The sequence below is a fragment of the Streptomyces sp. HD genome, assembly GCF_028369295.1.
Classification (GTDB): domain Bacteria; phylum Actinomycetota; class Actinomycetes; order Streptomycetales; family Streptomycetaceae; genus Streptomyces.
Genome location: NZ_JAQMYP010000061.1, coordinates 40,400 through 61,728, shown reverse-complemented (window position 1 = coordinate 61,728; position 21,329 = coordinate 40,400). Strand labels below are relative to the sequence as shown.

Annotated in this window: 20 protein-coding genes and 1 pseudogene; 16 read left to right on the top strand and 5 right to left on the bottom strand. The window is 72.1% G+C overall.

Annotated elements, in window-relative coordinates:
• Positions 1-62: 62 nt before the first annotated feature.
• The gene (locus POF73_RS39440; protein ID WP_272124186.1) at positions 63-233 is read right to left on the bottom strand and encodes a gallidermin/nisin family lantibiotic; all 171 of its coding nucleotides are present in this window, start codon (positions 231-233) and stop codon (positions 63-65) included.
• Positions 234-463: 230 nt separating this feature from the next.
• On the opposite strand from POF73_RS39440, the gene POF73_RS39435 reads away from it, so the two are divergent.
• The 7 genes from POF73_RS39435 (at position 464) to POF73_RS39405 (ending at position 6,267) form a co-directional block, all read left to right on the top strand.
• On the top strand, positions 464-1,021 hold the full coding sequence (locus tag POF73_RS39435) for an RNA polymerase sigma factor (RefSeq protein WP_272124185.1): 558 nt from the start codon (positions 464-466) through the stop codon (positions 1,019-1,021).
• A 269-nt stretch (positions 1,022-1,290) separates the two neighbouring features.
• Positions 1,291-2,103, top strand: coding sequence for a hypothetical protein (locus POF73_RS39430; RefSeq protein WP_272124184.1), 813 nt, complete (start codon positions 1,291-1,293; stop codon positions 2,101-2,103).
• A 338-nt stretch (positions 2,104-2,441) separates the two neighbouring features.
• Positions 2,442-3,074 (top strand): hypothetical protein, encoded by a 633-nt coding sequence (locus POF73_RS39425; RefSeq protein WP_272124183.1) that lies wholly within the window; start codon positions 2,442-2,444, stop codon positions 3,072-3,074.
• A gap of 202 nt (positions 3,075-3,276) precedes the next feature.
• Complete coding sequence (locus tag POF73_RS39420) at positions 3,277-4,071, top strand: hypothetical protein (protein ID WP_272124182.1); 795 nt, start codon at positions 3,277-3,279, stop codon at positions 4,069-4,071.
• Entirely contained in the window at positions 4,068-4,985 is a 918-nt protein-coding gene (locus tag POF73_RS39415; protein ID WP_272124181.1) for an ATP-binding cassette domain-containing protein, read from the top strand. Before POF73_RS39420 ends, POF73_RS39415 begins: the two co-directional genes overlap by 4 nt.
• Entirely contained in the window at positions 4,982-5,380 is a 399-nt protein-coding gene (locus POF73_RS39410; protein WP_272124180.1) for a DUF2511 domain-containing protein, read from the top strand. Before POF73_RS39415 ends, POF73_RS39410 begins: the two co-directional genes overlap by 4 nt.
• Before the next feature lie 197 nt (positions 5,381-5,577).
• On the top strand, positions 5,578-6,267 hold the full coding sequence (locus POF73_RS39405; protein WP_272124179.1) for a helix-turn-helix transcriptional regulator: 690 nt from the start codon (positions 5,578-5,580) through the stop codon (positions 6,265-6,267).
• 82 nt (positions 6,268-6,349) lie between these two features.
• Here the strand turns inward: POF73_RS39405 and POF73_RS39400 are convergent, their stop codons facing one another.
• Positions 6,350-7,084: an ABC transporter ATP-binding protein gene (locus POF73_RS39400; RefSeq protein WP_272124178.1), complete on the bottom strand. Its 735-nt coding sequence runs from the start codon at positions 7,082-7,084 to the stop codon at positions 6,350-6,352.
• A gap of 2 nt (positions 7,085-7,086) precedes the next feature.
• Positions 7,087-7,890, bottom strand: a complete 804-nt coding sequence (locus POF73_RS39395) for an ABC transporter permease (protein ID WP_272124177.1) — start codon at positions 7,888-7,890, stop codon at positions 7,087-7,089.
• Positions 7,891-8,109: 219 nt separating this feature from the next.
• On the opposite strand from POF73_RS39395, the gene POF73_RS39390 reads away from it, so the two are divergent.
• The 3 genes and pseudogenes from POF73_RS39390 to POF73_RS39380 all read left to right on the top strand — a co-directional run bounded on the left by POF73_RS39390 (position 8,110) and on the right by POF73_RS39380 (position 10,887).
• Positions 8,110-8,418, top strand: a complete 309-nt coding sequence (locus POF73_RS39390) for a hypothetical protein (protein ID WP_272124176.1) — start codon at positions 8,110-8,112, stop codon at positions 8,416-8,418.
• A 392-nt stretch (positions 8,419-8,810) separates the two neighbouring features.
• A pseudogene (locus POF73_RS39385) lies at positions 8,811-9,151 on the top strand (helix-turn-helix domain-containing protein); the annotation flags it as partial.
• Between the two features lie 158 nt (positions 9,152-9,309).
• On the top strand, positions 9,310-10,887 hold the full coding sequence (locus POF73_RS39380) for a S8 family peptidase (protein ID WP_272124175.1): 1,578 nt from the start codon (positions 9,310-9,312) through the stop codon (positions 10,885-10,887).
• Between the two features lie 21 nt (positions 10,888-10,908).
• Here the strand turns inward: POF73_RS39380 and POF73_RS39375 are convergent, their stop codons facing one another.
• The gene (locus POF73_RS39375; protein ID WP_272124174.1) at positions 10,909-12,111 is read right to left on the bottom strand and encodes a serpin family protein; all 1,203 of its coding nucleotides are present in this window, start codon (positions 12,109-12,111) and stop codon (positions 10,909-10,911) included.
• Positions 12,112-12,201: 90 nt separating this feature from the next.
• Here POF73_RS39375 and POF73_RS39370 point away from each other — a divergent pair, with 90 nt between their 5' ends.
• The 6 genes from POF73_RS39370 to POF73_RS39345 all read left to right on the top strand — a co-directional run bounded on the left by POF73_RS39370 (position 12,202) and on the right by POF73_RS39345 (position 18,941).
• Positions 12,202-13,368 carry a DUF4190 domain-containing protein gene (locus POF73_RS39370; RefSeq protein ID WP_272124173.1) on the top strand — a complete coding sequence of 389 codons (1,167 nt, stop codon included), beginning with the start codon at positions 12,202-12,204 and terminating at the stop codon, positions 13,366-13,368.
• Between the two features lie 167 nt (positions 13,369-13,535).
• Positions 13,536-14,288: a GntR family transcriptional regulator gene (locus POF73_RS39365; protein ID WP_272124172.1), complete on the top strand. Its 753-nt coding sequence runs from the start codon at positions 13,536-13,538 to the stop codon at positions 14,286-14,288.
• A gap of 390 nt (positions 14,289-14,678) precedes the next feature.
• Positions 14,679-14,870 (top strand): SPOR domain-containing protein, encoded by a 192-nt coding sequence (locus tag POF73_RS39360; RefSeq protein WP_272124171.1) that lies wholly within the window; start codon positions 14,679-14,681, stop codon positions 14,868-14,870.
• Between the two features lie 85 nt (positions 14,871-14,955).
• A complete protein-coding gene (locus tag POF73_RS39355) occupies positions 14,956-15,348 on the top strand; it encodes a (deoxy)nucleoside triphosphate pyrophosphohydrolase (protein ID WP_272124170.1) in 393 nt (130 codons plus the stop codon).
• Between the two features lie 73 nt (positions 15,349-15,421).
• Positions 15,422-15,886, top strand: coding sequence for an ATP-binding protein (locus POF73_RS39350; protein WP_443049718.1), 465 nt, complete (start codon positions 15,422-15,424; stop codon positions 15,884-15,886).
• A 295-nt stretch (positions 15,887-16,181) separates the two neighbouring features.
• Complete coding sequence (locus POF73_RS39345; RefSeq protein ID WP_272124168.1) at positions 16,182-18,941, top strand: SpoIIE family protein phosphatase; 2,760 nt, start codon at positions 16,182-16,184, stop codon at positions 18,939-18,941.
• Positions 18,942-19,332: 391 nt separating this feature from the next.
• On the opposite strand, the gene POF73_RS39340 is transcribed toward POF73_RS39345, so the two are convergent.
• The gene (locus POF73_RS39340; protein WP_272124167.1) at positions 19,333-21,027 is read right to left on the bottom strand and encodes a hypothetical protein; all 1,695 of its coding nucleotides are present in this window, start codon (positions 21,025-21,027) and stop codon (positions 19,333-19,335) included.
• Positions 21,028-21,329: the final 302 nt, after the last annotated feature.

Sequence of the window (21,329 nt, the reverse complement as noted above, 5' to 3'; positions counted from 1 at the left end):
GAAGGGGCAGGGGGCCGGGGCCCCCCGCCCCCATGGCTCGTCGAGTTCTCCGCCGTCAGCCGTCAGCAGCAGTGGCTGCAGCCGGAGCCGCCGCCCTCGCTGGTGCAGCCAGGGGTGCACCACGAGACGCTGGTGATGGCCGGACCGGCGACCGACTGCTCGACACCGATCTCCACGTCGAGGTCGAACAGGTCCGTGTCGTTGTAGGACACGGCAGGGACGTTGATGCCCATGCTGAACTCCTTCGTGAGATTCTTCGAACAAATGTGCGCGGATCGCGATCCGGACATCACCGAACCACGGCCGTTCCGGGCGGAACAACCGATCTCGGCCGGATTGGCAGCGTTGGCAGTCGCATGGCAGCCGTCACGCACGGCTCTCCCGCCCATCGAGTTCCGGCCAGAATCGCCGGAAGCCGTCGCAAGCCGTGAACCGGAGCGGAGCTTTTGGATACGTACGTGGTGTGTGTCCGGACGAAGACCTGCTCTCCGCCGTCGCCGACGGTGACCAAGCCGCCCTGCGTGTTCTCTACGACAGGCATGCCGCCGCCGTGCTGCGCCTGATCCGCAGACTCACCTCCGACCAAGGGGTGGCGGAGGAGATCCTGCAGGAGACCTGGCTCGCCGTCTGGCGCTCGGCGGCCGCCTTCCGGGGCGAGTCCTCGGTCAAGGGATGGGTCATGGGGGTGGCCAGGCGGCAGGCCCACAACCAACTGCGCCGCAGCCGACCGCAGTTCGCGGACCTGGCCGAGGCGCAGGACGTGGCGGACCCGGCGCCGGGCGTGGAGGACCAGATCCTCCGGGACGCCGAGCACACCGAGCTGATGACGGCCGTCGAGGCCCTCCCGGCGCATCTGCGCGAAGTGCTCGCGCTGGTCCTCGTCGAGGAACTGCCCTACCCCGAAGTGGCCACCGCGCTCGCCATCCCGGTGGGCACCGTCAAGAGCAGAATGTCCCAGGCACGGCAGCGGCTCGGCCGCATGCTCGCCGCCAGGCGGCTGGAAGAAGCGGAACGACGATGACGACAGAACACCTTTCGGACGACACCCTGGCCCGGCTGGCGCGCACCGAATCGCAAGCAGCGCCCGGAGCGCACGGAGCGCCCGGAGCGCACGGAGCGCCTGGAGCGCCTGGAGCGCCCGGAGCGCACGGAGCGCACGGAGCGCACGGAGCGCACGGCGCGCAGGGAGGACCGGGTTCGCCGGGAGCGCCGGGTTCGCCGGGAGCGCCGGGTTCGCAAGAACCGGTGCACAGCCGGCACCTGGCGGGATGCGACGACTGCCGTACGAGGATGGCGGTCTGGCGGAACATCGGTACGGCGGTCCAGGCGCGGGAGGCCGAACGGACCGTCGCCCCGCCCTCGTTCGACGCCCTGCTGGGCGCCGCGCTGGCCGGCGAAGACGCCCGGTCCGCCGCCCCGTCCGCTGCCCGGGCCGCCGCCGTGCCAGTCCAGGCCCCCGACGCCCCGGCTCCGAGCCCCTCTTGGCGGACGACCTGGCAACTCGTCGCCCGACAGGCCGTGCTGATGCCCCGCAGCTGGGTACCGCTGAGCGCCGCCGCGTTCGTCGGGGCGGCCCTGCTGGCGTCGGTCCAGGTCCATGAACGGTTCGGCCTGCGGCTGTTCACCGCCGTGGTCGTGCTGCTGGTGATGCTCGGCGCGCTGATGGCGGCCTCGCCCCGCTGGGACCCCAGGCGTGAGCTGCTGTTCACCCTCCCGGTGCCGCCCGCCGCTGTGTTCCTCGCCCGGCTGACCGTGGTGCTGTGCGTCGACGTGACCCTGGCCATGGCCTGCTCGACCCTGGTGGACGGCCCACCCGGCTGGTGGCACGTCGTCTCGTCCTGGCTCGGCGAATCCCTGCTGGCGGCGTCCTGCGCCCTCGCGATCTCGGTCCGGGTCAGCCCGGCGGCGGGCTCGGCGGCGGGCGGCGCGCTGTGGCTGCTGGGCGTGCTGAGCGGCCCTCAGGGCCTGGTCGCGACGCCCCTCGACGCCCTCCTGGACCCCCTGCTGTCGACGACCCCGTGGACGCTGGCCATCGCCGTCGCCCTGCTGGGGTGGGCGGTCGGTGCGATGCGGTCCTTCCTGGGCACCGCTCCTTCGCGGTAGCGGGGTCGTGGACGCACGGATCCCACGGGCCGACGGCCTGCGCGACTCCTCGGTCCTCGGAACTCACAGGTTGTCGGCTCTCCCGGCTTCCTGGATCGTGCGGACCGTCGGTTCGCACGGCTCACCGGATCGCGGCACTGTCGGATTGCACCACCGCGCGCCTGTCGCAGGCTCTTCGCGATCTCCGGTAGGTCGAGTCGTGAACCACCGCGGCCCGCGCCGCTACGTACTGGGTGTACCGCCGTTCCGGGGCAGGTCAACCCCCGAGTCCGGCTGCGGGCGGCGGTACACCTCCCGCGCCGAACGGGAGGCCGGACGAAAGGGGGAGGAGCCGCGACATGACCGCTGCGACGTGGTGGGCGTACGAAGCGCGCCGCTGCGGAAGGCAGGCCGTGATCCTGCCGCTGGCCGCCGCACTCCTCGCCTACCTGGCGAGCACCGGCGGCCCCGGCACCGGCATGCTGCTGGGCCGCACCCTGCTGAGCTGCGCGCTGCCCGCCGCCACGGCACTGGCCTGCGCGGCCGTCGTGGCACGCGAACCCGCGCTGGAACTGCACCAGTCGCTGCCCACCCCGTACCCCCTCACCGTCGCCCGGCGCCTGAGCTGGCCGGCCATGGTCACGGCGTTCGCGGCCGTCGCCCTGGTGACCCTGCTGAGCGTCACCGGGGACGACTCGCTCGACCCGGGCGCCGTGCTGCTGGAGCTGGCCGGGCTGACCGTCCTGCTGAGCGGTGCCGCCGTGTGGGCCACGGTGCGGTCGGGTTCGCCCGCGCCCGCCACCGGGCTGGTCGTCGCGGCCGTACTGGCGAAGCTGCTGCTGCTCGACCGCGTCCTACCCGAGGGCGCCGGCCAGGCATTGCCCGAACTGCTCGTCGGCGCCCTGCTCACCGCCCGCGCCCTGAAGGTCCTCGAACCCGGCGCCCGCCTAGGCAGGACCGCCGACCCGCGCGTCGCCGACGGAGGGATGTGATGGCTGAACAGCCGCTCGGCCGTGCGCCGCTCATCGCCGCTGCCGCTGCCGCTGCCGCAGTCGCAGTCGCAGTCCGTGCCGGAGCCGCAGTCCGCGCCGGAGCCGGTGGTCGTTGCGGATGCGCCCGGGCCCTGAAGGTCCTCGAACCCGGCGCCCGCTCAGGTCGGGTCGCCGATATGCACGTCACCGACGGGGAGAAGTGATGGCCGCTCTGCTGTGGACCCTGCGGTACGAGGCGCTGATGGCGGCCCGCCGCAAAGTCGTGTGGGGTGCGGTGCTGCCGCTGGCCCTGCTGAGTCTGCTGCTCGCCGTGTCCTCGCCCGCCGTCACCGGCCACGACGACCCCGCGGCCCGCACCGGCGCCGCCGCGGTGCTGCTCAACACCCTCTGCTCGCTGGGCGTCGGTATCGCGCTCGCCGACCGGCTGCGGCGCGGCGCGGAGACCCGGGGCATGCCCGAACTGCTGGCCGCCACCCCGGCGTCACCGCTCTCCCGCACGGCCGGGACACTCGCCGGCCCGTTCCTGACCGCGGTGACACCGGTCGCCGCCCTGTTCCTGCTGTACGCCGCGGTGATCTCGGCGACCGACGGCTCACCGGCGCCGCTCGGCTCGGCCGCCGCGGCCCTGCTCACGGCCGTACTCCCGGCCGCCGCGCTCGCCACGGCGCTCGCCGGTCTGCTGGGTGTCCTGATGCCGGTGGCCGCGGCGCGGGCCGTGCTGGTCGTGCTGTGGCTGTGGGCCTGTCACTTCCCGCCGGAGTTCTCGCCGGTGCCCACGGCGACCGGCACCGTTCTGTCCCCGCTCGGCGGCTATCCACTGGTCGCCTGGGCGGACGCCCCGCAGGTGTGGGCCGCCCGGGAGGGCACCGGAGCGCTGCGCCCCGAGGTGACCGACACGACCGCCCTGCTGAACCTCGTCCTCGTCCTCGCGACGGCCCTGGCCTGCTCCGCGCTCGGCCATCTCGTCGCCCGCATCCGACGACACGGAGCATCATGAACATCACCACGGAAGCGCTGACGAAGGTCTACCGTGGCGGACGCCGTGCGCTGGACGCCGTCGACCTCCACATCGACAGCGGCACCGTCGGCCTGCTGGGCGCCAACGGCGCCGGCAAGACCACCCTGCTGCGCATCCTCACCGGCGTCCTGCGCCCCACCTCCGGCCGGGTCCTCGTCGCCGGGCACGACCTGTCGACGTCCGCCGGACTCACCGCGGCCAAACGCACCCTCGGCTATCTGCCGCAGGAACTGTCCCTCTACCCCGACCTGACGGCACGGGAGTTCCTCGACTACATCGGCGTGCTCAAGGGCGTCCACGACAAACGCGACCGCCGCCGACAGGTGGACGACAGGCTCGCCGAGGTCGGCCTGGCGGACCGGGCCGCCGAGCGGCTCGCCGGGTTCTCCGGCGGCATGCGCCGACGCGTCGGCATCGCACAGGCCCTGATGGGCAACCCGACCGTACTGATCGTGGACGAGCCCACCACCGGCCTCGACCCGCACGAGCGGATGCGCTTCCGCGCCCTGCTCGCCGGCCTCGGCGGCAGCCGCACCGTCCTGCTGTCCACCCACATCCTCGACGACGTCGCCCAGACCTGCCCCGAGGTGGCCGTGCTCGCCTCCGGGCGGCTGGTCTTCCACGACACCACCACCGCACTGGTCGGCCAGGCCGCGGGCTACACCTATGTGGTCCGCTCGGACGGCCCGGCCGGCGGGCCCCCGCCGGGCGCCCAGGTGGTGAGCGCGGTCAGCACGGCCGGAGAGGCCGAGTACCGCGTCGTCACCGCCACACCACCGGGCGGCGCGCGCCCGGTCGAACCGTCCCTGGAGGACGGCTACGCCGCCCTGCTCGCCGCCGACAGCACACTCCACCACACCCGCACCCTCCGGAACGAGGTGGCCGACACATGACCGAGAAGCTCCGCCCGATCGCCGTCGCCACGGCATCCGCCCTCACCGGCCTGGCCCTGCTGACACTCGCCGCCTGCGGAGGCGGCGGCCGTGCCGATACCGGCGGCGACGAGCCGACACCGCTGCCCACTCCGACGTCCACGAAGCAGGTGATCACCGAGAAGAACCTCGGCTTCATGTGGCCGCTGACCGTCGACCGCGGCACCGCCGAGTGCCGCAAGGGCGACCAGGCCGTCATCACCGTTCCCGACGGCACCACCTACGCGCTCAACGACCGGGCCCGCAAGGCCGGTTACCACGACATCGGACCGGTCCGCGCGAGCGGCGACAGCGGCGACAAGGTCAGTCTGGGAGTTCTTCTCAGCCGGACCATGAAGCTCTGCGGAACGATCTGACGACACGATCTGACGACACGATCTGACGACATGACCTGACGACAGGGCCCCCACGACCCGTGCCCGGCCGGCGCGCGCACTGACCACGCGCGGCCGGCCGACGGGTCCGACGGCGGCACCCTTCCGACGGCGTCTTCCGACGACAGAGGGATTCACCACACACGGGGGAAAGATTCGCTGTGCACGAGTCTCGGCATTTGCACGTACTGGTCCACTCGGGCCTCAAGAACCACTTCGACGCGACCCATCCGACCGACTCACCCCTCGACACGCTCCGCCGCAGCCTCGACCGCGTCGACTTCGTCGACGACGAGGACCTGGCGGCCACCGACGGCGCCGCTCTCGACCTTCCGGTGCTGCTCCCGGTCAACAGCGAATTCCAGGCCGAGCAACTGCGCGCCATACGCGTGCGGCATCCGCTCGCCCTGCTCATCGCCGTCACCAACGACGTCTCGGGCCACCACACCTACTACGCCATCCGGTCCGGGGCGAACTTCGTGTTCAACCTGGCCATCTCAGGCGAGAGCCAGATCGGCATGGTGCACGCACAGCTGCGCGCCCATGCCGCCGCCCATGCCGACGGAGCCGAGCCGGACGAGACCCCTGGGCCCGCGCTCCCGTTCGTCCCCGAACTGCCACGGGACGAACGCGAACTGGTCCGGGAGCTGTGTACGTCCATGACGGTCTCCGAGATCGCACGCCGCCACTACTGTTCCGAGCGGTCCATGTACCGCCGTATCCGCAGGCTCTACGACGAGTTCGGGGTGCGGGGCCGCGCCGAGCTGGTGTCGCTGGCCTCGGCCCCCGCCGGCGCGGCCCCCGTCGGTACGACCCCCTTCCGCCTTCGCACCGACCCCGACCGGGCCCGGCCGAAACGGGCCTCCTGATCCCGACCTCCTGATCCCGACTTCCTGATCCCGGCCCCCTGATCCCGGCCCCCTGATCCCGGCCTCCTGATCCCGGTCGCCCTCAGCGCACGCCCGCCTCGGCGGTCTCCAGCAGCCGGAAGAACCCGGCCTCCAGGTCACCGTCGACGGCGAGCCCGGCCAGCGCGCCCTCGTACCGGGTCCGCCCGGCCACCAGCACGTGCACCCGGTCGCAGACCTGGGCGACCTCCGCGAGCTGGTGGCTGGCGATCAGCACCGCCACGCCCTCGTCGGCCAGCGAGCGGATGATCCCGCGCATCTCCCGGATGCCGACGGGGTCGAGCCCGTTGGTGGGTTCGTCGAGGACGATCAGCCGCGGCCGGGCCAGCAGCGCGACGGCGATGCCCAGCCGCCAGCGCATGCCGAGGGAGTAGGCGCCGACCCGCCGGTCGCGTGCCTCGGTCATCTTGACCAGCTCCAGCGCCGGTTCGATCCACTCCTCGGGCACACAGCGCAGCGCGGCGTGCACCTTCAGCGTCTCCTGCCCGGTCAGCGTCGGCCACAGCCCGGGCACCTCGATCAGGGCGCCGACCTCGGCCAGCGACTCCCGCCCGACCGGGCCGCCGAACAGCTCGATACGGCCCGACGTGGGCCGTTGCAGCCCCAGCAGCGCCTTCATCAGGGTCGTCTTGCCGGCGCCGTTCGGCCCGAGCAGTCCGTAGACCTCGCCCTGCCGCACGGTGAGATCCACGCCGTCGAGGGCGCGATGGGCGCCGTAGTGCTTGTGCAGCTGCTGGATGGCCAGCGCGGGGACCGCCGTGGTCGGGTTCGCGGTCATGCTCAGATCTCCTTACGGCTCATGTGCGCACTGCCGACGAGCAGCAGCAACCCGGTCAGGACGACGGCGAGGCCCACGGCGAGCGGGATCGCCGACGGATCGGTCACGGGGCTGTCGTCGGGCAGGGGCACCCCGTTGGGCCCGATCCCGGCCAGCGGCAGCACCACCCGCATGGGCCAGGAGAACGGCACGAGGAACCAGAAGACCTTGTCCGAGACGAGCGCCCCGCACAGCAGCCCCGCGACCCCCACTCCGATGCTGGGCCCGGTGCCCCACATCACGGCGACCAGCACGGCCATCGCGGTCATGGACAACCCCACCAGCCAGGGCAGATAGACCGCCGCGGCCACCGTCCCCATCGCCTCGGGGAACTTCCCGCTGATCACCGCGCCCAGCGAGAGCATCACCAGCAGCACGGTGGACGACACGAACCCGAGGACGCCCAGGGCGGCCACCTTGCCGATGAAGTAACGCCGGCGCGGAACGCCGTACGACAGCAGCAGCCGCCAGGCGTCCTGGTCGGCGCGGACCGTCAGCGCCGCCGCGAGCCCCGCCGTCATCGGCACCAGCACGCCCCAGAACTCCAGCGTCACATTGCGGAACACCTCGAAGGTCTGGCCGGCCTTCGCCTCGGAGGAGCCGAGGGCGCCGAGGAAGAGCGGGACCGTGATGACGACGGGCGCGAGCAGGTGGTACCAAGGGACGAACCCCCGCTTGTTGCGCGCCAGTTCGGTGCCCACCACCGTCGCGAGCGAGGGGTTGTCGCGCCGCCCCACGAGGGGTGGCCGCGCCGTGTCGTACGCCATGTGTTCTCCTCCGTGACCGCTGTCGGTACGCCTTGTACGTAGCGGCGGGCGCCGGGACGGTTCAGGACCGGTTCCCCATGGCAGCCTCCGGGCTGCCGACTGACACCGGACTGCCAACTCCCCGGCCGGAAGCTGCGTGGGGCGGGCGGCGGGTGCGAGGGTCGTAGGCGCCGCGGCACGCACTCCGAACCGACACCCACGACGAAGCGAGGAAAGTCCATGAGGAAGCTCCGTACCGCGCTCACCGTCGGCGCGCTGGCCGTCGCGCTCGGCGGCCTCGCGGCGCCGGTCGCGTCCGCCGACAGCACCCGTCCCGCCGCTCCGGAGAGCGGCATCACGATCCAGCGGACCTGGCACGCCACGGTCCAGTGCCAGATCGTCCGCATCAGCGACAACAACGTCGTCGGCTACGACCGGGGCACCGGCAGCGGCAACAGCGAGGAAGCGGCGATCAACGACGCCAAGCGCAACGTTCCCGTCCCGCAGGGCCACTACAAGCGCCACTGCGACGTCAAGCGCCTCTGGTAGCGAGCGGAAGGCGGTTGGGGGCGCGCACGGCGCCCCCTTCCCTTCTCACCCCAGGGGCGACTCCGACGCGTATCCGCAACTGCGGGAGCAGGCGCGGATCGAACAGGGCCGTTGAGCCGACGGCGGCGCAGGCGGCGTACTCCGTGAAGTCGTCGTACTCCGTGAAGTCGGCGTACGACGAGAAAGCCGAGCCCGGCGACCGCCGAGACCGCCGTCACGGCAGCCACCACCGTGCCCGGCGCCGCCGCGAGCCGCCCGTAGGACGAGCCGGCGAGACAGCCCGCGCCGGACTCTGCGGTGGCCCACACCAGGCCCGCGACCAGGCTGTAGGGAGCCAGGCCGCGATGGCGCAGCCCGCAGGCGCCCGCGATGTGCGGGGAGAGCGTCCGTACGACCCGGACGAGATCGTCCGCGCGGTGCGGGTCGTCGCCGACGGCCAGGCCATGCTCCATCCGGCCGCCGCGCGCCGCCTGATCGACCACTACCACCGGACCAGTGGCCGGGCGACCCACCAAGTACGCGCCCGCATCGACAGGTTGACCCCGCGCGAGCGTGATGTGCTGGCCTGCTCGCCGACGGCGCGTCCAATGCGGAGATTGCCACCGGTCTCGGTATGCGCGAGAGCACCGTGAAGGCTCATGTCAGCCGGATCCTGGCGGCGTTGGAGGTGGGCAACCGGGTGCAGGCGGCGTTGTGCGCGCGGGATGCGGGGGTCGGCGACAGGCGGCGGTGAGGGCCGCCGAGTTCACCGTGCAGGGCCCTTGTGCAATTCCTGTGGAGGCCTCAATCTTTCGGCTGACGCACAGGAAGGGCACAGCAGATTGACATGCTCCTGCCCATCACTCCGCGTCGCCCCCACAAGCGCACCACCGATTGAGGAGGACCCCTCAGATGGCAGTGATGCGTAAGTCCCCGAGAGACACCCGGCGAAGACTCGCCGCCCTCGGCGCAACGGCCACCGCGACCCTCGTCGCCGGCCTCGTCTGCGCTCTCCCCGCCGCGGCCGCACCCGAAGGCCGTATCCAGTACGAGGGCGCGGCAGGCGCCGTGGCCGACAGCTACCTCGTGACCCTGAAGGCGGACCACGCCCGTTCGAGCACCCGGGCGGGCCGGGCCCTGGTCGAGAAGTACGGCGCCGACATCGAGCGGACGTACCGGAAGGCCCTGAACGGATACGCGATCGAGGCCTCGGCGACCGAGGCGAAGCGGCTCGCCGCCGACCCGGCGGTCGCCTCCGTCGTCCAGAACCGCACGTTCAGCATCGACGCGACCCAGACCAACCCGCCCTCCTGGGGCCTGGACCGCATCGACCAGAAGGCCCTGCCGCTCAACAGCTCCTACACCTACCCGGACTCGGCCGGTCAGGGCGTGACGGCGTACGTCATCGACACCGGCGTCCGCATCACCCACAGCGACTTCGGCGGCCGTGCCTCCTACGGCTACGACGCCATCGACAACGACAACACCGCCCAGGACGGCCACGGCCACGGCACCCACGTCGCGGGCACGGTCGCGGGCAACGCGTACGGCGTGGCGAAGAAGGCGAAGATCGTCGGCGTCCGTGTGCTGGACAACTCCGGCTCCGGTACGACCGCGCAGGTCGTCGCCGGCATCGACTGGGTCGCCCAGAACGCGGTCAAGCCGGCCGTCGCCAACATGTCCCTCGGCGGCGGCGCCGACTCCGCCCTCGACACGGCCGTACGCAACGCCATCGCCTCCGGCGTCACCTTCGCCGTCGCGGCCGGCAACGAGTCGACCAACGCCTCCACCAGGTCCCCCGCGCGCGTGACGGAGGCGATCACGGTCGGCGCCACGACCTCGTCGGACGCCAAGGCGAGCTACTCCAACTACGGCTCGGTACTGGACCTCTTCGCCCCGGGTTCGTCCATCACCTCGGCCTGGAACTCCAGCGACTCGGCGACCAACACCATCTCCGGTACGTCGATGGCGACCCCGCATGTCACGGGCGCGGCCGCGCTCTACCTGGGCGCCAACCCCTCGGCCACCCCGGCCCAGGTCTCCTCGGGCCTGACGTCCGCCGCCACGACCGGCGTCGTCACCAGCCCCGGCTCCGGCTCGCCCAACCGCCTTCTCTACGTCGGCGGCGGCACGACGACCCCGCCCGGCCCGCGCTTCGAGAACACCGCCGACTACCCGATCAGCGACAACTCCACGGTCGAGTCCCCGGTGACGGTCTCCGGCGTCTCCGGCAACGCGCCCTCGGCCCTCGCCGTCGAGGTCCACATCGTCCACACGTACATCGGCGACCTCCAGGTCCAGCTGATCGCCCCCGACGGCACGGCGTACACCCTCAAGTCGTACGGCACCGGCGGCAGCTCGGACGACATCAACACCACGTACACGACAAACGCCTCCGCGGAGCCCGCCAACGGCACCTGGAAACTCCGCGTGAGCGACAACGCGAACCTGGACACCGGACGGATCGACGCCTGGGCTCTGCAGTTCTAGCCCCGGGGCAGTAGCCCGACCTCAGTCCTCCTCGTCCTCGCGGTAAGGCTCCGGGTCCGTGACCCAGCCCGCCGCGAGGACGAGCCGCGAGTGGCGATGCAGGGCGAGGAAGCCGAAGGGGCGGTCGAAGGCGGCCTTGACGGAGGTGGTCACCCACTGGAGCCGGGGTACGCCGCCCGGCGCGACAGCGATGGCCGTCACCGCCGCCGCCCGAAAGCCGAGCGGCCCGAACCGCGCCATCGCGGCCTGCCGGGCCGACCCGACGGTCAGCGGGAAGTCGCTGATGCGGGGGAAGTGCCCGTGGGACCTGTCCCTCGCCGTGGTGAGGCCGAAGACATGGTGGAGCTCCAGCAGATCGTGGTGCGAGCTCATGTCGAACGCCATGGTCTGGACGTCCAGCGTCGGCGGTACGGGCCGGGCAGAGCGCTCCTTCACGACCCACAGGCCCGGCCCCACGTGCCCGTAAGGAAGGTGCGGCCCCGGCACCACGGGACACCTGCGCGCCAGGATGTCCACCCCGGCCCCCAGCACCTGCCCCGCAGACATCCCCTCCTCACCCAGCAGCAGGTGGACGTCAATGGCGTTGTCGCCCAGCACCTTCAGCTCGGTGACATGACCGGCCGGAGTGTCCGCGACCCCGACCCGGTCCAGCAGCGCGCTCCGCCGGAGGAGTCCGAGCAGCGTCCGGTCGCTCCACGGCCCGGCCTCCGGCGAGACCGGCCACTCCCGGAAAGGTCGCAGCCACTCCGTCCGCAACGCCAGCGCACTCGCCAGCACCATCGCGGTGTCCTCGTCCAGTTGGACTGGCATCTCCTCGATCAACCCACCCGTTCGCTCGACCGCCCAGGCGTCCAGCGCGGCCTTGTCGGCCGGCCCGTCCCCGGTGAGCATCCCGTGGGCCGCCGCCGGTAGTCCCGCCTCCCACCGGTCCCGCAGCTCCAGCGTCCGGTTTGTCCACAGCCCGAGCGCCGAGTCCAGCCCCGGCATCGCGCTCAGCACGCCCAGCAACTCCCGCGCCGCGAACGCCGCCTCGTCCGCCGGCAGCCCCAACGCGTCGGCCAGCTCCGCCCGCGCCGCGCCACCCGCCCCGTCGGCCAGAAACGCCAGCAGCGGCCATACTCCCGCCGCCGAGAGGACCGTCCCGCCCTCAGCGGCTCCCGAGGCTCCCGCCCACCGAGCCGTCAGCCCGTTCACCGCCCGGATCGTCGCGTTCGTGACCCCCATGGCATCCCCCTCGCCCCGTGCGTACCATTCGGCCATTCGTACGCCCGTTCCCAGCCCGGCCCCGCCGCCCGAACCAGGAGCACGGTACCCGTGTCCATACCTCCGCCTCCCGGACCCCAGCAGCCCCAGGGGCAGTACCCCCACGGCGGACCCGGCAGCCAGGCACCGTACGCCTTCAACCCCTATGCCCCGTACAGCCCTTATGGCTCCTACGGCCGCCAGACCCCCGTCAACGGCGTGGCCATCGGTGCGCTGGTCCTCGGTGTCCTCTGCTTCCTGCCCGCAGTGGGTCTGGTGCTGGGGGTCATCGCGCTGGTGCAGATCAAGAAGCGGGGTGAGCGGGGCAAGGGGATGGCGGTCGCCGGTTCCGTGCTGTCGTCCGTCGGGCTCGCGCTGTGGGTGCTGGCGCTGTCCACGGGGGCCGCCTCCGATGTCTGGGGCGGTTTCAGGGACGCGGCGAACGGCGAGGGCACCCCCTACGCGCTCGCCAAGGGCGACTGCTTCGACTCGCCGACCGGCAACCTGGAGGGGGAGGCGTACGACATCGACGAGGTGCCCTGTTCCGGCAGGCACGACGGCGAGGTCTTCGCGGTCGTCAAACTGCCCGGGGGCGCCTTCCCGGGCGACGACGAGGTCACCCGCATCGCCGACGACAAGTGCTACGCCCTCCAGGACGCCTACGCCATGGACACCTGGGCCGTACCGGACGACGCGGACGTGTACTACTTCATCCCGTCCAGGCGGAGCTGGCGCTTCGGCGACCGCGAGATCACCTGCCTGTTCGGCAGCATCGAGGAGAACGGCAGACTGACCGGTTCGCTGCGCAACGACGCGACGACGCTCGACGCGGACCAGGTCGCCTTCCTGCAGGCGATGCAGGCGGTCGACGACGCCCTCGCCGGGGAGCCCGACGACTACGCCGAGGACGACCTGCTCGCCAACCAGACGTGGGCCGGCGAGGTCGCGGACGTGACCGGCGCACAGGCGAAGGCGCTGACCGGGCACACCTGGCCCGCCAAGGCCGACGAGCAGGTCGCCGCTCTGGTCAAGGACATGCGGGCCGCGAGCAAGGAGTGGACGGCGGCGGCCAAGTCCCCCTACGCGGACGACTACTACGAGCACTACGACGAGGCGTACGACTACGTCGACGGCCCCACGACCGTCACCGCACGCAAGGCTCTGGGCCTGGACACCACCTACCCGACGTACGAGGACGACTCCGAGGGTGCGGACGGCGGCGGCAGCGCGGCGGCCTGAATGCGTGAACCGATGTGTGGGCGCGGCCATAGCGGGGAGAAAGTGCCTGCGTAAAGCCCTCCGGCGCCGCATGTCATCACATCGAGTGATTCTCTGGCCTTTGCTTGCATGGGACAACCCAGGGTTGCCACGCTGTTGCTGTCTGTACAACCTGATGGGAGCGGCCAGTGACTTTCGGTGAGCAGCCGGCGTACCTGCGCGTCGCGGGTGATCTCCGCAAGAAGATCGTCGACGGTTCGCTGCCACCGCACACCCGGCTCCCGTCCCAGGCCAGGATCCGCGAGGAGTACGGCGTCTCGGACACCGTCGCGCTGGAGGCACGCAAGGTCCTGATGGCAGAGGGCCTGGTCGAGGGCCGCTCCGGTTCCGGGACGTATGTCCGCGAGCGCCCTGTACCCCGCCGTATCTCCCGCTCCGGCTACCGCCCGCCGAGCGGCGCCACACCCTTCCGGCAGGAGCAGGCCGAGGGCGAGACCCGCGGCACCTGGGAGTCCAGCAGCGAGCAGGCCGAGGCCAGTGTCGCGGTCGCCGAGCGGCTCGCCATCCGGCCCGGCGATCGCGTCATGTGCACGCGCTACGTCTTCCGGGACGCCGGCGAGACGATGATGCTGTCCACCTCCTGGGAGCCCCTCGCCGTCACCGGCCGTACGCCCGTGATGCTGCCCGAGGAGGGCCCGCTCGGCGGCATGGGCGTCGTCGAGCGCATGGCGGCCATCGACGTCGTCGTGGACAACATGACGGAGGAGGTCGGCGCGCGCCCCGGCCTGGCGGAGGAGCTGCTGGCACTCGGCGGCGTCCCCGGTCATGTCGTCCTCGTCGTCCAGCGCACCTACTTCGCGTCCGGCCGCCCCGTGGAGACGGCGGACGTGGTGGTCCCGGCGGACCGCTACCGGATTGCGTACCACCTTCCCGTGAAGTAACGCACACCTTTGGTGAAGTAGCGCACACCCTCAGGGCAGTTGCCCTGTCTGGCCCCCGACTCCCGCCCGTTCGCCTGCCGTTGGAATCTGGCCGTTCTCGCAGGTCGTAGCGCGCGTCCCCGGTATGCCTGTGACCGGATGCATCGACGTCCCCGCACGGCGCATTCGATGCCGTGCGCCCCCTGCGACTTGGCTGGTTGCGTACCTCTTTGTGAAAAGCCGTATTCGCTGCGTAAAGGTTAGGCGTAGGCTCGGGCATATGCGGATTGCGGTTTCCTTAGCGGGCGGGGCTCGGCACAGGCCGCGAGCGAAGCGAGATGGGGGTCCCCCCGGCCGAAGGCTGGGGGAGGGGCTCGGGCGATCGTGGGCGGGAAGGAGCGGTGGGGCGTGATGAACGACAGCACGATCACTCTTCCTTGGCTCGTCGTCCGGCAGGACGACAACGGCAATCGCTACCGCGTGGGCCGGTACGCGACACGGGCGGAGGCCCAGAAGATCGCGGACAGCCTGGATAGCCGGGGCCACAAGCAGCTGTACTGGGTCGAGCGGATCGCGCAGAACGGGAACAGCCCCGACAACTGACGGGGACGGCGCCCACAACTGACCAGGGTGGCGCCGACAGCTGACGAATCTCCACGCATGGTCGCGCTCCCGTAGGCTCCGGCGCATGACGGAACGGATCGTGGTCGGTGCCGCGCTGCTGGACGAGGGCCGCCTGCTCGCGGCGCGCCGCAGTGCCCCCGAGGAGCTGGCCGGGCGCTGGGAGTTGCCCGGGGGAAAGGTCGAGCCCGGAGAGACGCCCGAGGCGGCGCTCGTGCGCGAACTGCGGGAGGAACTCGGCGTGGACGCCGAGGTCGTCGAGCGGGTGCCGGGGGAGTGGCCGCTGAAGCGCCCTTACGTCCTCCACGTGTGGACCGCCCGTCTCCTCCCCGGTGCCGGAGAGCCCAAGCCGCTCCAGGACCATGACGCGCTGCGCTGGCTGAACCCCGGGGAACTGTGGGACGTGGACTGGCTGGACCAGGACGTGCCGGCGGTGCGGGAGGTCGCGCGGCGGCTGTGAGGCGAGTCGGTCGGCGTTGAAACATCCCGGTGGCCCGCCCCTCCTGTGCGGTACCGCCCTCTGAATATCGGGTATGTGGCTATTAACCCCACGAAACCGGACATGGGTGGAACCGCTGGCCTGGGAAGTGATCGGCGTGATCGACACCGAGGGCGACTGCGCCGAATGGAGCTTTCCCGCAGAGCCCGGCGCGGTGCGCGCCGCGCGTACCGCCGTCCGTGAACGCCTGCGCGCCTGGGGCCTCGACAGCCTTGCCGACATCGCGGCGCTGCTGGTCAGCGAACTGGTGACCAACTCCCTCCGGCACGCCACCGGCCCCATCGGCGTACGCCTGGTCCGTCCCGGCGACCTCGAAGACGTCCTCCTGGTCGAGGTCTCCGACCCGCTCCCCGACCCGCCTCGTGAACGCACCGCCCACCCCGAGGACGAGAGCGGCCGCGGGCTTCAGCTCGTGGCGCATTCCTCACGCCGGTGGGGAACCCGGCCGGGCCGGAGCAAGGGCAAGACCGTGTGGTTCGAGCTCGCGGTGCCGGAGTGACCTCGGCGGCTCCCGGACCCTGTACAACCCGTCAGTAGGCGTCCATGGCGCTGTACGTCCCACTCCACCCTGTCGAGCGAATGGTTCAGGCCAGTGGCAGGTGGCCAATCGCGTGATTCGACTGCGTGTCCGCTGGTTAGAAGACTGGAAGTGTTTCTGCGTCCCGGACCGAAAACCATCGGGAACGTGCTGTGATCGTGAACACCGTGTTGTGCGGGGCCGTAGTGCTGGATACTGCGGGCAGCCGCCGCCGGTGACCGGTGCCGGACGCGGTGAGCTGGAGGGGACGGTTCGCGTGAGCGAGATACCAGCGAAGGCCACGGAGTCCGAGGACCCGTCGGGCGGCGCGAGGACCAGGGCCGCGGGAGAGCGGGCGGCCCACGACGCACAGGCCTCCCACGACTCACGGGCCGCGCAGGCCCCTCACGACACACGGGCATCCCGCTCCGCACGGGCCTCCGGTGACATCGGCGTCCCCTCCCAGGGCACACCCGCCCCGTCCGCCGCCAACCCCGGCTTCGGTCCCGACGACGACATCCGCCCTGGTGACCCCATCTGGCAGAGCAGCCCGCCCGGCTCGATCTACGACTACATCAAGGTCGCCTCCTTCTCCATCGGCCCCGACGGCCTGGTCGACCAGTGGAGCCTGCGCGCCGAGCAGGTCTTCGGCATCCCGGCCGAGCGGGCCGTCGGCATGGACCCGATAGCGGCGTTCATCGATCCCGACCTGCGCGAGCAGGGCCAGCGCAAGATGGCCGAGATCCTGGACGGGCGGGAGTGGACGGGTGTAGTGCCGTTCCGGATGCCGGACGACGACGGAGGCCGCGGCAGGGACGGGCTCGCCGAGGTGTACGTCATGCCGACGCGGACGGAGGACGGCCAGAGCGCCGCCGTCTGCATCGTCGTGGACGTCCGCACACTGCGCCGTATGGAGACCGACCTCGCCGCCTCTCAGGCGATTTTCGGTCAATCTCCCTTCGGATTCGTGCTGATCGACCCCGAACTGAAGGTCCGTCGGGTCAACAACCGGTTCGCCTCCCTGTTCGGCGGGGCTCCGGACGACCACCGTGGCCGCGGAGTCCACGACTATCTGCCCCGGCCCGAGGCCGACCGGGTCGCGGCCACCCTGCGCCGGGTCCTGGAGAGCGGCGACTCCATCACGGACATGCACGTCACAGGCTTTCTGCCGGGTTCCGACGAGCGTCGGCACTGGTCCGTCAACCTCTACCGGGTGCACAGCGGCAGTGGCCGTCCCATCGGCATCGCCTGGCTCGGAACCGACATCACCGCACGTCGCGCCGCCGCCCGCGAGGCGGCCGCCGCCCGGCGCAATCTCGCCCTGCTGAACGAGGCCGGTGCGCGCATAGGCAACTCCCTCGACCTGGAGACGACGGCCCGCGAACTCCTCGACGTCGTCGTCCCCGGCTTCTGCGACCTGGCCACGGTCGACCTCTACCAGGGGCTGCTGGCCGGCGACGAGACCCCGCCCGGCCTCGCCGACGGCAGCGCCGAGCTGCGCCGCGTCGCCTTCTCCAGCGCGGTCTCCGACGTGCCGTTCGTCGGTGGCGGCGCCCCCGTCGCGGTCGGCGCGGTCCACCACTACCCGTTCAACTCGCCCGGCGCGGACGCCCTGCGTACCGCCAAGCCGCAGCATGTGCCCGGCGAGGACGGCGGCCTCGTGCAGTCCACGCTCGCCGTGCCGATGGTCGCCCACGACACGGTCGTAGGACTCGCGCAGTTCGCGCGGACGAAGGGCAGTGAGCCGTTCGGGGACCGGGACCGGGATCTGGCGGTCGAACTCGCCGCACGGGCCGCGGTCTGTATCGACAACGCCCGGCTGTACCGCCGTGAGCACGAGCGGGCGCTGATACTGCAACGGTCCCTGCTGCCGCCGGGCGACCCGGTGGCGTCCGGCCTGGACATCGCGTGCCGCTATCTGCCCGGCAACTCCTCGTCGGACCGTCCGAGCGAGGTCGGCGGCGACTGGTTCGACGTCATCGAACTCCCCGGCCACCGCACGGCGTTGGTCGTGGGGGACGTCATGGGCCGGGGCTTGCGCGCGGCCGTGGCGATGGGCGAACTCCGTTCGGCCGTACGAACGCTGGCGCTGCTGGATCTCGAACCGGCCGAGGTCCTCTCGGCGCTGGACGAGATCGCGCGCGGCCTCGGCGCCCCCGGCGGCGTCCAGCAGGCCACCCGCGCGGCCCGCCGCCCCCGGGAGGCGGACCTGTCCGAGGTGTACCTGGCGACCTGTGTGTACGCGGTCTACGACTCGGTGACGCGCCGTTGCACCTTCGCGAATGCCGGGCACCTCCCACCGGTCCTGGTCGAACCCGGCGAGGATGCACTGATGCTGGACGTGCCGCCCGGCATGCCGCTGGGTGTCGGCGGGGAGCCGTTCGAGGAGGTGGAGGTCGAGCTGCCGGAGGGTGCGCTGCTGGCGCTCTACACGGATGGACTGGTCGAGTCCCGCGACCACCCGCTGGACGAGGGCCTCCAGGCCTTCGTGGGCGCGCTCACCGACCCCACGCGCCCCCTGGAGGACGTCTGCGACCACGTCCTCAACACGCTCGACAGCCACCACGGTGAGGACGACATCGCCCTGCTGATGGCCCGCGTCCAGGGCCTGCCCGCGGAGTCGGTCGGTGACTGGACGCTGCCGCGCGAGCCGCGCAGTGTGGGCCGGGCCCGTGAGTACGCGCGCGGGCAGCTGCTGTCCTGGGACCTGGAGCCGCTCGTCGACACGACGGAACTCCTGGTCAGCGAACTGGTCACCAACGCCCTGCGCTACGGCGAGGGCGACATCAGACTCCGGCTGCTGCTGGACCGCACGCTCGTGTGCGAGGTCTGGGACTCCGGACTGGTCCAGCCGCGGCGGCGGCGCGCCCGGGACACGGACGAGGGCGGGCGTGGACTGCAACTGGTCGGCCTGCTGAGCGCCGCGTGGGGCTCCCGCCGGACGCCGCGCGGCAAGACGGTGTGGTTCGAACTGCCGTTGCCGGACGGCGAGAACGGGTTGACGGATCCGGCGGAGGCGTTGCTGAGCCTGTTCTGACAGGGCTGGACGGCGCCGTCGTCGGCTGACCGCTGCCCACCCGCACCACCCGTGCCGGTTTCGTCGTCGGGTGCGGGTGGCCCCTGTGGGGCGGGTTCGCCGTTGGCGGGTGCGGGTGCGGGTGCGGGTGCGGGTGCGGGTGCGGGTGCGTGGTTGGTTGGGTCCGCCCGTGCTGCCTGTGTTGTTTTCGTCGGCGGGTGTGGGTGGCTCCTGTGGGGCGGGCTCGCCGTCGGTGGGTGGGGGGTCGTTGTCGGTTCGGTGCTTTACCGGCTCTGCCTGTGCGGCTTTGGTCGTCGGGTGTGGGTGGTCCCGTCGGGTCGGCCGGTGGCGGTGGCAGGTTTGTTCGGTGGGGGCTGGTGTGTGGGGTGTCGGGTGGGGGCGGGGAGTTCGTTCAGGCCACGGTCGTGATGCTGCGTCGGCGGCGGGTGTGTGGGCCTCCGAAGCTGGGCGGTGGGCCTCCGTCCGGGGTGCCGCCCAGCAGGATTCCGCCCAGGACCGCTCCGGAGAGGCCGTCCGTGTCCGTGTCGGGGCCGTCGATCGGGTGGCCGTGTAGGCGGATGTCCTGTTCGGCCAGCTCACGGGCCTGCTTGGCCAGGATGTCGGCTGCCACGAGTTCGGCCGACTCCTCGCGCGGGCCCCGCCCGGACGGCGCCGGCGCCGGGGAGGCGAGCAGGCGTTGGGCCTCTGCCAGCCGGGTGCGGGCCTCGGCGCCCACCGCGGCCCGGTGCGTCGCGACGACGTCGTCCGCGTCGGCGACCGCACTGCGCGCGCACACCAGCGCGGCAGCCGGGAACACGCCGGTCCGCCCCGCGACGACGGGCACAACACCCCGCACGATCCGCCGCAGCACGTCGAGGGGGTCGTACGGCCCCGAAATCAGCTCCTCCCGTACGACGGCCAGCACGAAGTCGGCATGGGTGACACGGGCGCGCAGCTCGCCGGGAGGGATGTCCTCGAACGCCTCCTCGCCCCCCGTCCCCGTTCCCGTTCCCGTTCCCGCCAGTGACTCCCGTGCCCCGGCGATCTCCACCTCCCCGCCGGTCAGCGCGGCCGGAACCATCTCCGCGGCCCTCGCGAGCTCGGCGGCGATGCGGTCGACGCCGGCGATGAAGACGGCGGCCTGGGCGATGGCGCCCTCGGCGGCACGCAACTGGCCCGCGGCGCGCTCCGTCTCACCCGAGTCGGCGCTCTGGCGGGCCTGGTTGAGCCGGGTCGTGGCGAACACCAGCCGGTCCTTGGCCTGCTCGACATGCCCCACCACGGCGGCGGTCGCCGAGGGGGCGTACCGTCCGCCGAGCTCGCGCAGAGTCGTGCCCGCGATGCCGGTACGCCCCGTCAGCTCCCGGAACCGGCCCTCCGCGACGGCCAACGCCTCGCCCAGCCCTCCGCCCAGCCCCTCCTCCAGCCCTCGCACCTGGTCGAACGCGGCAGCCTGCGCATCCAGCAACCGCCCCGCCTCCGCACCCCGACCGACGATCCCGGCGAGCACATGCCGCCGAGCCGCCGCCTCTGCGGGAACCCCGCCCTCGTACTGCCACCGCATCCGAAACGCGACCGCCAGCTCGCCCTCGGCATCCCGCAGAGCCCGCCCGAACGGCTCGATGTCCCCGGCCCCGACCGAGGCGTCCGGCCAGTCGGCGACGAGTGCGACCCGCCCCTCGACGAACCCGAGCTCCTCCCGTCCGACCCGCACCCAGTCATCGGCCTCGGCCAGCAGGGCCCGCGCCTGCTCGTCGAGTTCCCCGACCGCCGGCTCGGCGGCCTGCACCGGCGTCCCGCCCGGCGTCGTACGCCCCCGCGCCCGGCGCCTCCGCCGCAGGAACCCGTACCCCGCGAGCACCAGTACCGCGACGACGGCCACCATCGGCAACACCAGATCGGCGGCGGACGTCTCCCCGACCTCCCCCCGCCCCACCGCTCCGGCGACGGGCCGATCCGCCCCGCCCGCGATCGCACCGCTGATCGTCAGACAGGGCAACACCAGCCACACCACCCCGACCAGCCCACCCACCAGGGCATGAACCACCCGCACCGATATGTGCGAGCGCCCACGCCGCGGCCGGCCCCGGATCAAGGATGACGTCACATTTCGGAGCGTATGAGCAGGAATGGCCGTGCGCGAGCGGGGTGCGTCCAGGGTGGGGCAGAGTGACGAGGGAGGGAGCCGAGACCGCCGCAAGCCACCTGCGGACGGCCCGGGGGCCGTGTGTGGGTGGGCTGCGGGCCGTGTGTGGGTGGGCCGCACAGTCACCTGCGGTGGGCCGCAGGCCGGATGCGGATGAGCGGCAGAGGCACGTGTGGACGGGAGGCAAGCCGTGTGCGGCGGGCCCCAAAGGCAGATGCCGGCGGGCCCCAAGCCACCTGCGGGCGTCCGCCAATTCACCTGCG

Coding starts and splice junctions, on each gene's coding strand:
- POF73_RS39430 (WP_272124184.1), top strand. CDS start 1,291: ATGGCGGTCTGGCGGAACATCGGTACGGCGGTCCAGGCGCGGGAGGCC.
- POF73_RS39355 (WP_272124170.1), top strand. CDS start 14,956: ATGACGGAACGGATCGTGGTCGGTGCCGCGCTGCTGGACGAGGGCCGC.
- POF73_RS39440 (WP_272124186.1), bottom strand. CDS start 233: ATGGGCATCAACGTCCCTGCCGTGTCCTACAACGACACGGACCTGTTC.
- POF73_RS39380 (WP_272124175.1), top strand. CDS start 9,310: ATGGCAGTGATGCGTAAGTCCCCGAGAGACACCCGGCGAAGACTCGCC.
- POF73_RS39420 (WP_272124182.1), top strand. CDS start 3,277: ATGGCCGCTCTGCTGTGGACCCTGCGGTACGAGGCGCTGATGGCGGCC.
- POF73_RS39415 (WP_272124181.1), top strand. CDS start 4,068: ATGAACATCACCACGGAAGCGCTGACGAAGGTCTACCGTGGCGGACGC.
- POF73_RS39375 (WP_272124174.1), bottom strand. CDS start 12,111: ATGGGGGTCACGAACGCGACGATCCGGGCGGTGAACGGGCTGACGGCT.
- POF73_RS39360 (WP_272124171.1), top strand. CDS start 14,679: ATGAACGACAGCACGATCACTCTTCCTTGGCTCGTCGTCCGGCAGGAC.
- POF73_RS39410 (WP_272124180.1), top strand. CDS start 4,982: ATGACCGAGAAGCTCCGCCCGATCGCCGTCGCCACGGCATCCGCCCTC.
- POF73_RS39390 (WP_272124176.1), top strand. CDS start 8,110: ATGAGGAAGCTCCGTACCGCGCTCACCGTCGGCGCGCTGGCCGTCGCG.
- POF73_RS39350 (WP_443049718.1), top strand. CDS start 15,422: ATGTGGCTATTAACCCCACGAAACCGGACATGGGTGGAACCGCTGGCC.
- POF73_RS39395 (WP_272124177.1), bottom strand. CDS start 7,890: ATGGCGTACGACACGGCGCGGCCACCCCTCGTGGGGCGGCGCGACAAC.
- POF73_RS39400 (WP_272124178.1), bottom strand. CDS start 7,084: ATGACCGCGAACCCGACCACGGCGGTCCCCGCGCTGGCCATCCAGCAG.
- POF73_RS39425 (WP_272124183.1), top strand. CDS start 2,442: ATGACCGCTGCGACGTGGTGGGCGTACGAAGCGCGCCGCTGCGGAAGG.